A 14060-nucleotide genomic window follows, 5' to 3' on the forward strand; every position below is an offset into this window, starting at 1 on the left:
CCGTCGCCCTTCGTTTCTCGACAAATCTTATTGCAGAGGCATTTATCGCAGAGGGGTGGGCGGCAGGCAATCGCAAATGCTGCACTGCAGCAATTGGCTAAACCTGCTGATAAGAAGCGAGATCGGCGACATCCGGCAACCGTTCAGCCAGCCCGCCGCAGCGCGCAGAAATAAAAGCCGTCGGTGCCGCTCAGCAACGGCGACAGCGAAATGCCGCCCGCGGCGCCAATACGCACTGCCGCTTCGTGGCCCGCAAAACGGCTGTCCCAAAGCTGGCGGTGATCGACCGGGACAAAGCCGGGATGGCGGTCCCGGAAGGCCGAAACCTGGTCGCCATTCTCCTCGTCGAACACCGAACAGGTGATGTAGACCAGCAGGCCGCCGGGTTTGACGAAGTCCTTGGCGGCATCGAGTATCGTCTCCTGCTCGCCCTTGCGGGCGTCGAGCTGCCTTTGCGTCAGCCGCCATTTGGCATCCGGCCGGCGCCGCCACGTGCCGCTGCCGGTACAGGGCGCATCGATCAGGACGATATCCATGTGCTTGCCGAGCGGCGCAAGCTCGGCCGGCTTGGTGACGATCTGCACATTGCGGTTTTCCGAGCGGCGGATGCGGTCGAATATCGGCGCCAGCCTTGCCTTCTCGGCATCGTGGGCGAAGATCTGGCCGCGATTGTCCATCGCCGCGGACAGCGCCAGCGTCTTGCCGCCGGCGCCGGCACAAAAGTCGAGCACCTGCATGCCAGGCTCGGCGCCGGCCAGTTCGGCTGCAATCTGCGAACCTTCGTCCTGAACCTCGAACCAGCCTTTCTGGAAGGCCGGTTCGGCCTGCACGTTCGGGTGCCTGCCGTCGCCGTCGATCGGCGGGATGCGGATGCCGTGCGGCGCGATCCGCGCAGGCTTGGCGCCGGTCTCCGCCAATTCCGCCAGCACCTTGCCACGATCGGCCTTGAGCGTGTTGACCCTGAGGTCGAGCGGCGGGCGAGTGCCAAGCGCGGCACCCTCTTCCACCCAGGCCGTGCCGAACGCCCGCTCGAACAGCGGCATGCACCAGTCAGGGATGTCTGCCCTGACAGCCGGCGGCGCGTCGGTGAGCCGGCGAGCGGCGAGGGTTTTCAATTCGTCGGCGTTCAGCAGCGGCGGCGCGAACTTGTCGCCCTCGAGCGCCTCGTTCAGCGACTGCGCCGTCTGGCCCCACTCGAGCAGCAGCGCGCCGAAGCCGATGGCGCGCGGCGTGTCTTCGCCCAACAGCCAGCCGGCCGAGCGCTTGCGGCGCAGCGCGTCATAGACGATGTTGCCGATCGCGGCGCGGTCGCCGCCACCGGCGAAGCGGTGCGACAGGCCCCAGTCCTTCAGCGCATCGGCCACCGGCCGGTGGCGCCGGCCAATGTCGTCAAGCACTTCGATGGCTGCCGCCAGCCGCCCGCCCAGTCTCATTGTCGTCTTCCATTACTCAGCAAAATAAAATCCGGCCCTGCTCTTAGAGCTTTTCGTGTCCTGATTGAAACAGTTCTGTTTCCCCGACGGCGAGACAATCCATGCAAGGCGGGTGACGAATGTGGGTTCGTGCATCGCGAGCCGCCGCCACCAAGCGGGCGTCGGCATGCGGAACCAAATAATTCGATCAATATATTACAAGCTTCTAATGTTCTTGTCTGGCGGGCGCAAGCACGCCGGCTGGTGCAACTGCTCTGCTTTGCAACTTTTGCGGTTGCGAATACTCTTTGCGCGGTGATTCGCGTCGCAGAAAAAGGCGGAGCCGCGGGTCGATACGAGGAGAGGGCAATGAAAACTTATCTGGCGGAAGTTCTAGGCACGTTTCTATTGGTGTTCATCGGCACGGCTTCGGTGGTGACGGGCGGCTTCGGCGGCGCGCTGCCGCTTGGCCAGGAAGGTATCGGTCTGGCATTCGGCATCGGCCTGATTGCGGCGGCCTATGCGATCGGCCCGATTTCCGGCGCGCACCTCAATCCGGCGGTGACGCTCGGTGTGTTCCTCGCCGGGCGGATGCCGGCCAGGGACGTCATTCCCTACTGGATCGCGCAGGTCATCGGCGCCATCATCGCATCGCTGGCACTGTGGATCATCGTCTCCGGACAGGTCGGCGGCCACACCGGCGGCTTCGGCGCCAATGGCTGGGACGTGACGAAATGGGGCGTCAGCTCGGCCTTCCTGTGGGAGCTGATCGGAACCTTCACCTTCGTCACGGTGATCCTCGGCGTCACCAACGCCAAGCACACCACGGCCTTCGCCGGCCTCGTAATCGGCCTGACGCTGGCCGGCCTGCATTTCGCCATCATCCCGGTGACCGGCACATCGCTCAACCCGGCCCGTTCGATCGGACCGGCGCTGTTTTCGGGAACTGCGGCGATCGGCCAGCTGTGGCTGTTCATCGTCGCGCCGCTGATCGGCGGCGCCATTGCCGGCGTGGTTGCCAAGGCCGGCATTTTCGAGAAGGACTGACTTTTCGGAGGCCCAACGAAAAGGCGCGGGTCGAGGCCCGCGCCTTTTTTGTTGCGTCGAGAACTTCGTGTGCTGGATCAGGCCGCGAGGTCAAAACGGTCGGCGTTCATCACCTTGGTCCAGGCCGCGGCGAAATCCCTGACGAACTTCTGCCCGGCGTCGGCCGAGCCGTAAACCTCGGCAAGTGCACGCAACTGCGCGTGCGAGCCGAAGATCAGGTCGGCGCGGGTGCCGGTCCACTTGACCGCCTTGGTCTTGCGGTCGCGCGCTTGGTAGACTTCAACGGAGCCGGCGGCCGGATCCCAGACCGTATTCATGCTGAGCAGGTTGACGAAGAAATCGTTGGTCAACGTGCCCGGCCTGTCGGTGAACACCCCGTGCTTCGACTGGCTGGTGTTGGCGCCGAGCACCCGCAAGCCGCCGACGAGCACAGTCATCTCCGGCGCCGTCAAGGTCAGCAGCTGCGCCCGGTCGACCAGCATCGCTTCGACCGACATCGGCGGCTTGCCCCTGACGTAGTTGCGGAAGCCATCGACTTTCGGCTCGAGCGCGGCGAAGGACTGGACATCGGTCTGTTCCTGCGAGGCGTCCATGCGGCCTGGCGTGAACGGCACCTTGACGGCATGGCCGCCGTCTTTCGCCGCCTTCTCGACCGCGGCGACGCCGCCGAGAACGATGAGGTCGGCAAGCGAGACTTTCTTGTCGCCGGACTGCCCGGCGTTAAACTCGCTCTGGATGCCTTCGAGCTTTTCGAGCACGTTGGCCAGCTGCGCCGGCTGGTTGACCTCCCAATCCTTCTGCGGCGCCAGGCGGATGCGGGCGCCGTTGGCGCCGCCGCGCTTGTCGGAGCCGCGGAAAGTCGAGGCCGACGCCCAGGCGGTCGAAACCAGTTCTGAAACGGACAGGCCGGAGGCCAGGATCTTCGCCTTCAGCGAGGCGATGTCCTGCTCGCTGACCAGCTCGTGGTCGACTGCCGGTATCGGGTCCTGCCAGATCAGCTCTTCCTTCGGCACGAGCGGGCCGAGATAGCGGACGGCCGGACCCATGTCGCGATGCGTCAGCTTGAACCAGGCGCGGGCGAAGGCATCGGCGAACTGATCAGGATTCTGATGGAAGCGCCGCGAGATCCTCTCGTAGGCCGGGTCGACGCGTAGCGCGAGGTCGGTGGTCAGCATCGCCGGCGCGCGGCGCTTCGAGGGATCGTGCGCGTCCGGCACGGTGCCTGCACCGGCGCCGCCCTTCGGCGTCCACTGATGGGCGCCGGCCGGGCTCTTGGTCAGCTCCCATTCGTAGTTGAACAGATTGTCGAAGAAGTTGTTGCTCCATTTGGTCGGCGTCGTGGTCCAGGTCACCTCGAGGCCCGAGGTGATGGCGTCGCCGGCAATGCCGGTGGCATGCTTGCTCGACCAGCCGAGGCCCTGCGCCTCGATGCCGGCGTCTTCCGGCTCCGGGCCGACGAGCGATGCATCGCCGGCGCCATGGGTCTTGCCGAAGGTATGGCCGCCGGCGATGAGCGCCACGGTTTCCTCATCGTTCATGGCCATGCGAGCGAAGGTCTCGCGGATGTCGCGCGCCGCGGCCAATGGATCGGGCGTGCCGTTCGGCCCTTCCGGGTTGACGTAGATCAGCCCCATTTGCACGGCGCCGAGATGGCCCTGAAGTTCGCGGTCGCCGGAATAGCGCTCGTCGGCGAGCCACTTGGTTTCCGATCCCCAGTCGACGTCCTGCTCCGGCTCCCAGACATCGGCGCGGCCGCCGGCGAAGCCGAAGGTCTTGAAGCCCATCGATTCCAGCGCGACGTTGCCGGTGAGGATCAACAGGTCGGCCCAGGAGATTTTCCTGCCGTATTTCTGCTTGACTGGCCACAGCAGCCGGCGCGCCTTGTCGAGATTGGCGTTGTCCGGCCAGCTGTTGAGCGGCGCGAAACGCTGCTGGCCGGCGCCGGCGCCGCCACGGCCGTCGCCCATGCGATAGGTACCGGCGCTGTGCCAGGCCATGCGGATGAAGAGCGGGCCGTAATGGCCGAAATCGGCCGGCCACCAATCCTGCGAATCGGTCATCACCTGGTGCAGATCCCTGATCACCGCATCGAGATCGAGGCTCTTGAATTCCTTGGCGTAGTCGAAGTCCTCGTCCATCGGGTCCGACAGGCTGGACTGCTGATGGAGGACGCCAAGGTCAAGCTGGTTCGGCCACCAGTCACGATTGCTCCTCCTGGCCGGTCCATGTGGGACCGGGCATTTGCCGGCGCTGTTGTCGTCGGTTTTCGCGTCCATCTTTGCCTCCGATTTTGTTGATTTTCCGGGATTTTGTTGATTTTCCGGGCAGGGCCAGCAGCCGCGCCATTCTGGAATGGTTCCAGACTAGCCTGCCCAGCCGATAAAGACAAATTGCCTTTGCTGTTTATTCTGATAGGTTTTCCTTATGATTGGCTTGACCGTCCGGCAGATGCATTATTTCGAAGCGCTGGCGCAAACGCTGCATTTCGGCCGTGCGGCAAAACTCGCCGGCGTCAGCCAGCCGGCGCTTTCTTCGCAGATCGCCGAGATGGAGCTGCGGCTCAATTGCCGGTTGTTCGAGCGCGGCGGCAAGGCGGTGCGGATGACCGACGAGGCGCAGGCCCTACTGCCGCGCATCGAGCGCATTCTTGCCGACGTCCGCGACGTCGAGGCGACGGCCCGGCGCGGCCGCCCGGCGCTAGAGGGCCGCTTCCGGCTCGGCATCATCCCGACGGTGGCGCCCTATCTCTTGCCGCATGTGCTGCCGAAGCTGAAACGGCATTTCCCGGCATTGCAACTCGAATTGCGCGAGGCGGTGACCGCTTCGCTGGTCGAGGACACGGCTTCGGGAAAGCTCGACGCCTTCGTCGCGGCACTACCCCTCGATTACCCAGGCCTGGTCACCGAGGCGCTGTTCTCCGACCGGTTCTTCCTGGCCGTCCCGGCCGGCGACCCCGCCTTCGCCTCGCCGCCGGTGCCGCCGGAAAGCCCGGCACTGGAGCGGCTGATGCTGCTGGAGGAAGGCCATTGCCTGCGCGAACAGGCGCTCGCCGTCTGCGGCAGCGTGCGGCCGGTGGCAATGGCAAGCTATGGCGCGACCAGCCTGACGACGCTCTTACAGATGGTGGCGCACGGGCTCGGCGTGACGCTCATCCCGGAAATGGCGGCGGGACCGGCCAGCACTATCCCCGATCTGAAGATCGTGCCGTTCCAGGAACCAATGCCGCAACGCACGATCTGCCTCGCCTGGCGGCGCAACAAGGTCCGCCACGACGAATGCGTCGAACTGGCCAAGATCATCCGCGGGCTGGATGCGGCGGTGCTTGCGGCTTGAGCGGCGGGGGGTGTCGGTCAATGGTCTGGTTTAGGCCGAAGCGGACCGCAAGCCCCTTCTAAAGGAACGACTTCAACCTTTTTAGTCTGGTGTTGACTCGAAGTCGACCTTCGCAGACCTGAATGGCTGCTTTGCGCCGCATCACAGCCGTTGGGTAGGGAAGATGGTCATCCCGAAAGCCGAAAGTTCCGTTTGTTCGAATGATGACAACTAAGGAAATAGGAAACAGCCTTTGCGCGCAATTCCGTGCTTTGGCGTTGCCGAGGGTGCTTCACTAGCATTGATCTTTTTGGTGCGGCATCCGCGGCGTGCAGTAAGTGGAGAATACAATAGCGGTGAGGGCCGCGATCGGTGAGGTTCAGTGATGAATCATGCGCAGAGTACCAGGTCAAAATGTCTCCGCTGTGACTTCACCCTTATTAAACGACGGCCCTTGATTTTACTTCACGAGATACGCGGCATGGGGTGCAACGCCATACCATCCCTCATTCCGTTATGCCTCGTTCTGCTGTTGGCATCTCCGGCAAATGGTCAGTTGGCGCCCGAAGCGTCAGCGGTTGCCACAGCTAACGACAGCTCGTCGGTCGTGGTTTCCGAACACACCGAGGTCGGCAAAGAACCCGGCAAGCCACAACCGAGCGCGCTCGGATCCCCTATATCTAGAGAGCTGGTGGTCAGCGGAACACAGGCACTCAAAACACGGGCACTCAAGGAGGGCGCGCAAACGCCGCTCGGCGAGCATGAGGAGGCTTTACGCCGCGAATTGGCCGCGGCACGAGTGGAGCTAGAGGTTATGCAGCGCGGCGCACGTGAGCTAAGCGCCCAGGCACACGTACTGGCAGACACGGTGGCTCAGCAAGCACAAGCCCTAAATGAGCAGCAGCGAACAGACGAAGCGCTCGCGCTCGATCTGGAGGCGGCGCAGCGCGTTATCGAAAGCTACAGGGCCGAAGCCAGTCTCTGGAACAGCGAGAAGGCTGCCGCGCTTGGAGCGCACCCCTCTATGGACGCATCCCAGCTTGCTGCGAAGCGAACGCTTGATGAGGAGCGGCACAAGGTTGAGCTCTTGGAACAAGAACTTACCACGGCTCGCCAAACTATCGATGCTCTTAAGAAAGGCGCAAATCTGGCAGCCGTCGAGCAGGCCAACGCCATAAGGGACCGACAGGTGGCCGAGGCCGCGCTAAAGCAGGCTCGAGAAACACTCGAACGGGGACGCGAACGAGCAGATTCAGCTGTACGTGACCTCGATATTGTTCGCCAGGAACGCGATGCTTTAAAGCAGAGCTCGGTAGATTTGAGTGCCGCGCTGGACCAAGAGCGTGAAAGGGCTATCGGTCTAGCCCGCAGCCTCAGTGCCGCGCGTGAGGCAATTGATATTGTCAAGGGTAAGCGTCGCACTGCGGCTGTGGAGCGCGCGCCGAAAGCACGTACCCCCGCGAGTGCACTTGCAAATAGGGTATCGCATTCGGGCGCCCAACCAGCCCGTAAACCGGACTTGCCGAAAAAACAGAAAGTGAAGGTCCAAAAGTCGCCGCAAACTGCTCTGCTGGCAACCATACCTCTTCCCGCAGCATTGCTTCCAACACGGCCATCCAAAAGCGGCGAGCCGCGCCAGTGAAGACTAGGGAGCGAAAGCCGCAGGGGAGATGACAATGAACAAGTATGTCGCAGCCGCGTTGACGATCGGGATCACAATTGGGCCTGCCTCGGCTCTTGAAGCAGGTGTGGGCGGTAGGGCCGGCGGTGTCGGGGTCAGTGCTGGAGTGAGCGCCGGTTCGCAAGGCGTATCTGTCGGGGCGGGCACGAGCGTCGACGGCGTAGGCGGAGCAAATGTTGGAGCTTCGGTCGGTGCAGAAGACGGATCAGTCGACGCAGGCGTTAGTGCCAGCGGCAACGTTGGTGACACAAGCACAAGTGCCAGTGTGGGCGACGATCCGTCCGCCGAAAACGAAGCGGCTACCGCACCCGACAGTTCGACTGCAGTGACGGCCCCTTCCCCTGCCAAGACCGCCAGGCAATCCATCGTCCTGCCACCCGTCCTCAGGCCTTCCAAAGCCGGTGGGAGTGACTCCACCAAGGGGTATCCCTTTGGATCTCTGGGACCACTGACAGCGAGACCCGGTACGCCGGTTGCGGTCGTGCAAGCCTGCCGCGCGGCGATCATGGCCGCTGCGACGCCGCTTGGCGCCGTCCGTGTCCACGCGGTAAGCGCAGGCGCATTGCGTCAACTTCGGGGTGCACGCACGGCGCCGATCGAGGTGCGAATAGACTACGCAAGAAAGGGTGGCATCGAAGTCCGACAGGCGCAAGTCAGTTGTCGCCTCGATGCGTCGGGCAGGGTCACTGCGATAACATAGCACCAAGCCTGATTGCCAGAGCTGCCGCACGCCGACAGCGGCACGATCCTCTTCGCCATCTACAAGGCGGCCTTCTTCGTCGGTGGCGCCGTAGGTGTTGGTCAAAGGTTCGGTTTGAGCCACGAAGCCAACCCGCAAGCCCCTTCGAAAAGAACGGCTTCAGTCCCTGTCCCAGGCCGCGAGCAACGGGCCTTTGCTTCCATAGACAGGGTCCTTGCGCGGCCGGCCAACCTTGGGGATCGTTACGACCGCCTTGGCATGGTAGGCGGCAGTCGTGCACAGGTCATAGGTGCCGGATTCAGGATAGGCGCCGACGACTAGAAAATCGTCGGATGCGGAAAGACGCTGGTGCCCGGTGCCGGCCGGAAGCACCGCGACGTCGCCGGCCTTCAGCGACAGCGTTCGTCCCATCTTGCCGCCAAAGCGAACCTTGGCCGTGCCGCGCGCGACGCCCAGCACCTCATGTATGCGCGAATGGTAGTGAACGTAGTTGTAGATGCCGTTGCGCCAGCTATCGCCCCAGCCATTGGCTTCAAAAAGCGCCTCCATGACAGCCGCCGGATCGAAGTCTTCGGGCAGCGTCACGGCGCCGCGATAGACGACCAGCGGCCAGAACGGATGGTTGGGCACCAGCCCGTCATCCCTGAACCGAAATGCATTCGCTTTGCGCGGCCTCAGGAGGTCGGCGACCTCTCGCCTGTCTGGCCTGGCGATGCCGGTGACCTGCTCGACGGCCTTCTTCGTGGTTTGCAGAATGCTCATGGGGTGGCCCTTGGGTGGTTTGGAGCTCCATGCCGGTTAATCGGCTGCGTGGCGGTTGGTTCCGCTAGGGTTAGAGTTCCGCGATCTGCACCATGGCGGCTCCGCAACAAGGTCCGGCAAATCCTGAATGGCTGCTTTGCGCCGCATTTTTGCCGTTCAGACCACCATTGCAGCTTCCCGAAAGCTGACGGTCTGCTAAGCCGGCACTAAGGCCTCGAATGGGGTGGTAGCGGTTACTCCGCCGGTCAGCCCGCTGCCCAACGATAATAGTCGCGTTGATGTCAATGCGAGCATCCCAAATATCATGCAAGTACTCCTAGTCTATCCGCCCGGGTGGTCGTTGCCACCGTGCGCGGCGATGAACATGGCGACGGCCGACCGGCAATAGGATTCGATTTCGTTGTCGTCCTCTGCTCTCGCCTCATCGAAGCGTGCGATAATCAGGAGATCGGATCCTTTGATAAGCGCGGCAAACAAGCGGGCGGACCGGAGAGGGTCGGTCACGTTCAGAACCGCCTTCGCGTGCAACTGACGCAACAGGGCCTCGATTTGGGCGATGACATGGGCGGGGCCGGCTTCGTAATGGAGCTTGCTTAATGACTTTTGATTCGTCTTGTCGGCCATGATCATGGCTTCGACACTGCGGACGTCCGGGTTCAACAGCGTGCGAAGCAGGGATGATCCCACCGCCATGAGCTGATCTTCGGCCGAACCGTCGACGCCTTCAAAAAGGGCCTGTGGTGCAAACTGATGGCAGCGGGCCGCGATGGCCGCGCTGAACAGCGCCTCCTTGTTCTCGAAGTGCCGATAGATGCTGAGCTTGGATATCTTCGCTCGCTGGGCGACCTTGTCCAATGTCGTCGCATGAAAACCCAATTCCTCAAAGAGTTCGCACGCGGCGTCGACTATCGTTTGGCCAAGCGCCTCATTGGCGGGCCGGCCGCGCCGGCCCTGGCTGTTTTCGGTCACGACAATTCCAGTCCTTGACAGTATCATAATTCTTGAATTACGATACCACGCAGTGTCAAAAATGTGCAAGCCAGGCCCAAGCCAACCCCTCATCCACATACGGAGCCCATCACCATGGATGACGTCATCATCATCGGCGGCAGCTTTGCCGGTCTCGCCGCCGCCCTGCAGCTCGGCCGTGCCCGCCGCAAGGTCACCGTTCTCGATACCGGCCTGCCGCGCAACCGCTTCGCCGGCCACTCGCATGGTCTGCTCGGCCACGATCACAAGCCACCGCTGGACATCCTGGCCGAAGCGCGGCAGCAGCTGGCGCGCTATCCCACGATCAGGCTGGTCAATGCCCGGGCCGACAGGGTCTCCGGCGCCATCGACGATTTCTCTGTCCTCACTGGCGCTGGCGAAAGCCTTGGGGCGCTGCGACTGATCCTGAGCTATGGCGTTGCCGACCAGATGCCTGATGTTCCGGGCTTTGCCGAAGGCTGGGGCACGTCCATCGTACCCTGCCCCTATTGCGATGGCTTTGAAGTCGCCGGCCAGCATTGGGGCCTCGTCTGGTCCGGCCCGCCGTCGCACAATTATGTCAGGCTGTACCACGACTGGACCGACACGTTGACGGTCTTCGCCGATGGTCACGACATTGCACCCGATATCCGGGCCGATCTGGCGCGCCGCAACATACCTGTCGTTGATGGCCGGATCACCGAAATCGCCCGCCACAGGGGCCACAATGCCACCGTCAAGCTCGATACCGCCCCCGATGTCGCAGTCGATATCTTGTTCGCGCATCCGCGCAACAAGCCGTCCGCAAGCCTGCATGAATCACTGGGACTCGCCACGGTCAATACGCCCCTCGGCATCGCCCTGAAGGCCGACGAGCGCCGCGAAACCAGCATACCCGGCATGTACGCCGCCGGCGATCTTGCAAACCCAGCCATGGCTTCGGTCACCACAGCAATATCGCAGGGCGCGACGGCGGGTATCTCAGCCCAGCAGTCGATGCTTGTTTGAGAGCACAGATTGGAGATGAGCATGGCCGTCGAACCGGACAGCGCGGGTGTGCGCTTCCCTCCGCCCTTCGTCTATCTAGGAGCGCTGCTGTTGGGGCTGGCGGCGGAGCGGTTCGTCACCCTGCGCTCTTTCGGCATCGACTGGCGGTTGCTGGTCGCGACGGCGCGCTGCTGTTCGTTGCCGGCGCGGCGATGATGCTTGCGGCGGCGGGGCTGTTCCGGCGGCTGGGCACCAACGTTCCGCCGTCGCAGCCAACGACCCTCATCGCAACGACCGGTCCTTATCGGTGGACCCGCAATCCCATGTATCTCGGCATGGCGCTTATCTATCCGGCCTTGCGATCGGCTTCGACGGGCCGATCGCCTTCGCCTTGCTCCCGTTAGTGCTGATCGCGATCCAGACGCAGGTGATCGCCCGCGAGGAGCGCTATCTCGAAGCGAAGTTCGGCGACGACTGCCGCCGCTACAAGGCCGAGGTTCGCCGCTGGCTCTGGCTATTCCGCCGCTGCCGCCTGCGGGGCCTTCTGATAAACCAGCACCGGCTTCCTTGCCGCGAGCTATCATATTCTGAAGGTTGCGGGCCGGTGTCACGGAAACCGACTGCCGGCTGACGCAGTACACCCGGCGCCTGAGGAGACGCACATGTCCAAAACCAGAGACACCGAGGCCAGCATCAGGATCGCTCGTCCGACCGCTCTTGGAGAAGCCTGACACACATGGAGTTCGAACACGTCACCTTCGACCTGCCACACTGCACCTTTCACGCGCTGCAGGGTGGTGATCCCGATGGTCAACCGACGCTCGTCTTGCACGGCTTGCCGCCACAAATGAGCCGTCGACGCACCGCACACCGATGTCGAGAAGCGGTGACCAAGAGCGGACAGACCGCCACCGGCCCATATTGAGACGTTCAAGCAGTTTTCCTAACCTATCCGCCTCTGACCGCCCACCTCCCCCCACCCTCACGGCACAAATATCAAAAACACATACGTGCAAAACACCACCAGATGCACCAGCCCGGTCAGGAACGTCGTCCTCTCGGTGCTAAAGCTCACATTGCAGATGAAGAGCGCCAGGACCAAAAGCACCACGTCGGTCGCCGGCAGGCCCAGGGTCAGGCCTCTTCCGGTCAGCAGGCTGGCGGCGGCGATGCCCGGTATTGTCAGGCCGATTGTGGCGCAGGCCGAACCCATGGCGACGTTCAGGCCGCGCTGCAGCTCGTTGCTGAGTGCGGCGCGAACCGCCGAAATCGCCTCCGGCATCAAGACCAGCCCGGCGATCATTGCGCCGACAATGGCGTCGGCCTGCGGCACCTCGTAGGCGACGAGCGCATCTTCGACACTTGCGGCGACCTGCTCGGCCAGCATGACGATGCCGATCAGCCCGATCAGCAGGAGCACAGCGCTAGCGGCAATGCTTTCGTGGGCGTCGGCTGGCACCGCAGCGCCATGTGCTTGTCCGTCGATGAAATCGTCGCGGTGGCGGACAGTCTGCGCGAACAGAAAACCGGCATAGAGCAGCACTGAAAGCACGCTGACGAAGCCAAGCTGCGCCGCCGAGAACGTGCCGGGATCGGTGGTTTTCGTGTAGGTCGGCAGAATGAGCGTCGTGACGCTTAGCGCGACCAGCACCGCCAGATAGGCGCTGGTGCCTTGGCGGACGATTGCCTGCTTGCGATGACGCCAGCCGCCAAATGTGAGACACATGCCGACGACGCCGGTGGACGTAATCATCACCGTCGAGAAGACGGACTCGCGGGCAAGCGTCGGGTTGTTGGCGCCATGCAGCATGATGGAAACGATGATCGAGACTTCGATTGCCGTTACGGCGATGGTCAGCACCAACGTGCCGTACGGCTCGCCCACCCGCCTGGCCACCGCCTCGGCGTGGTCGAGCACCACGAAAATGGTGGTGAACATGATCGCGCTCGACAGCGCGCCGATGAATATCCTGGTGCCCAGCGACCCTTCGTCCACGGACACCCCGCTACCCCTGACCGCGACAGCCATCGCCAGCGCTGCCAACGGCATGCCGTAGGAAACCGCCGATCTTGCGAAACCACTCATTCCTCAAGCCTTGTGCATTTCTGCGAACCTTGTGGAAGGCCTATTTGGAGAGCATCATCGCACACACTAGTGGACCTACGCGAAATTAGATGCTACCCTCTTTCATAGTAAAGAAATGGAAGAATAGACCTGATTCCTCTTTCTGCTTCTTATTTAAGATTCTCTTGGGAGCCCCGTCAGGAAGCCCCCATTGATGTATCGCAAATTCTATACTTGCGTAAAAACTAGCCCTGAATGCCCTCTTGACGATACGGGAATGGATATCGAAAAAGTACAGAAAGGCCAACAACTCTCGCTGGCCCCAGCTGGTTTGAATGTCAAATCTATCGTCTGTCGTTAATCCGTGAATCAGTCTGTTTCTCATTTCCAAAAAAAGCTGAAACCCGGCTTTTACCATTGGATCAATTTCCCAAGCCTCTTCCATTGAGGCAATCATATTGCCGAGCGTTTTCCTTTTCCAACCGTTTTTTAGATCGTTTAGTGTCTTATATTTAAGCTTTTGTTTTTTCGAGATCCCAAGTAAAAAAGAGTTCACGATGTAATTCTCTATTTGCTGACATCTTACTAAGCACATACCCAGCATGGTTACAATATGAATAACGGGGCCATTCCAAACGTCCTCGTCATCATAATTGTTCACCAGATCGGCAAGTCCTGGATCCATTTTCAGTTCGTCTACAGCCCTGGATCCAATCGATCTCTCTCTTTCTATACTGCAGGGTCTGTAATCATGGACACTAAATACGATATCACATAACAGCATTTCTTCCTTATTTTCAATTTTTCTGAATTCTGCACCAAGGTCTCGAAATATTTCTTTCCCATAAACGTACCATGGCCAAGGGTTTTCCTTGTAGCGATCCTGCCTCTTATATCTTCTAAAAACCTTTTTGGGGATAGACACAATCCGTTCTGCAATCACCTCGCTCAACTCAAAATCGTTCACGCGACATTCAACACAGCGCGCGCTCCGGCTATTTTTTGCGGCAATAAAAACAATCCTCGTACCCATCTGAAGTAACCCAATATATATTCCAGTTGTTGGGTGCCATACCTATTAAGCCGCCGATCTTTTCAAAAACAAATCCCCAAAACACAGAGTTA

General features: G+C 61.5%; 10 protein-coding genes and 1 pseudogene. 5 read left to right on the forward strand and 6 right to left on the reverse strand.

The window, feature by feature from the left end; all coding sequences use genetic code 11:
* Window positions 1–143: 143 nt before the first annotated feature.
* Window positions 144–1433: an RsmB/NOP family class I SAM-dependent RNA methyltransferase gene (locus NKH43_RS01670; protein WP_352493859.1), complete on the reverse strand. Its 1290-nt coding sequence runs from the start codon at window positions 1431–1433 to the stop codon at window positions 144–146.
* A 348-nt stretch (window positions 1434–1781) separates the two neighbouring features.
* Between NKH43_RS01670 and NKH43_RS01675 the strand changes: the two genes are divergently transcribed.
* Window positions 1782–2459: an MIP/aquaporin family protein gene (locus NKH43_RS01675; protein ID WP_023677138.1), complete on the forward strand. Its 678-nt coding sequence runs from the start codon at window positions 1782–1784 to the stop codon at window positions 2457–2459.
* Between the two features lie 77 nt (window positions 2460–2536).
* Here NKH43_RS01675 and katG read toward each other — a convergent pair whose 3' ends face one another.
* On the reverse strand, window positions 2537–4735 hold the full coding sequence (katG, locus tag NKH43_RS01680; RefSeq protein WP_352856265.1) for a catalase/peroxidase HPI: 2199 nt from the start codon (window positions 4733–4735) through the stop codon (window positions 2537–2539).
* Between the two features lie 148 nt (window positions 4736–4883).
* On the opposite strand from katG, the gene NKH43_RS01685 reads away from it, so the two are divergent.
* Window positions 4884–5792, forward strand: a complete 909-nt coding sequence (locus tag NKH43_RS01685; RefSeq protein ID WP_352856267.1) for a hydrogen peroxide-inducible genes activator — start codon at window positions 4884–4886, stop codon at window positions 5790–5792.
* 433 nt (window positions 5793–6225) lie between these two features.
* Window positions 6226–7413: a coiled-coil domain-containing protein gene (locus NKH43_RS01690; RefSeq protein ID WP_352856269.1), complete on the forward strand. Its 1188-nt coding sequence runs from the start codon at window positions 6226–6228 to the stop codon at window positions 7411–7413.
* 898 nt (window positions 7414–8311) lie between these two features.
* On the opposite strand, the gene NKH43_RS01700 is transcribed toward NKH43_RS01690, so the two are convergent.
* Both NKH43_RS01700 and NKH43_RS01705 read right to left on the reverse strand, forming a co-directional pair.
* Complete coding sequence (locus NKH43_RS01700) at window positions 8312–8914, reverse strand: cupin (protein ID WP_352856271.1); 603 nt, start codon at window positions 8912–8914, stop codon at window positions 8312–8314.
* A 321-nt stretch (window positions 8915–9235) separates the two neighbouring features.
* Window positions 9236–9883 (reverse strand): TetR/AcrR family transcriptional regulator, encoded by a 648-nt coding sequence (locus NKH43_RS01705; RefSeq protein ID WP_023716486.1) that lies wholly within the window; start codon window positions 9881–9883, stop codon window positions 9236–9238.
* Between the two features lie 114 nt (window positions 9884–9997).
* Between NKH43_RS01705 and NKH43_RS01710 the strand changes: the two genes are divergently transcribed.
* Window positions 9998–10891: an NAD(P)/FAD-dependent oxidoreductase gene (locus tag NKH43_RS01710; protein WP_023716485.1), complete on the forward strand. Its 894-nt coding sequence runs from the start codon at window positions 9998–10000 to the stop codon at window positions 10889–10891.
* Between the two features lie 21 nt (window positions 10892–10912).
* Window positions 10913–11381 (forward strand): annotated as a pseudogene (locus tag NKH43_RS01715) (methyltransferase family protein); the annotation flags it as partial.
* Window positions 11382–11852: 471 nt separating this feature from the next.
* On the opposite strand, the gene NKH43_RS01720 reads toward NKH43_RS01715, so the two are convergent.
* Both NKH43_RS01720 and NKH43_RS01725 read right to left on the reverse strand, forming a co-directional pair.
* Window positions 11853–12956, reverse strand: coding sequence for a calcium:cation antiporter (locus NKH43_RS01720; protein WP_352856272.1), 1104 nt, complete (start codon window positions 12954–12956; stop codon window positions 11853–11855).
* Window positions 12957–13041: 85 nt separating this feature from the next.
* Complete coding sequence (locus NKH43_RS01725; protein WP_352856273.1) at window positions 13042–13902, reverse strand: hypothetical protein; 861 nt, start codon at window positions 13900–13902, stop codon at window positions 13042–13044.
* Between the last annotated feature and the right edge of the window lie 158 nt (window positions 13903–14060).

The sequence above is a fragment of the Mesorhizobium sp. M1163 genome, from assembly GCF_040318415.1.
In the GTDB taxonomy this organism is placed as follows: domain Bacteria; phylum Pseudomonadota; class Alphaproteobacteria; order Rhizobiales; family Rhizobiaceae; genus Mesorhizobium.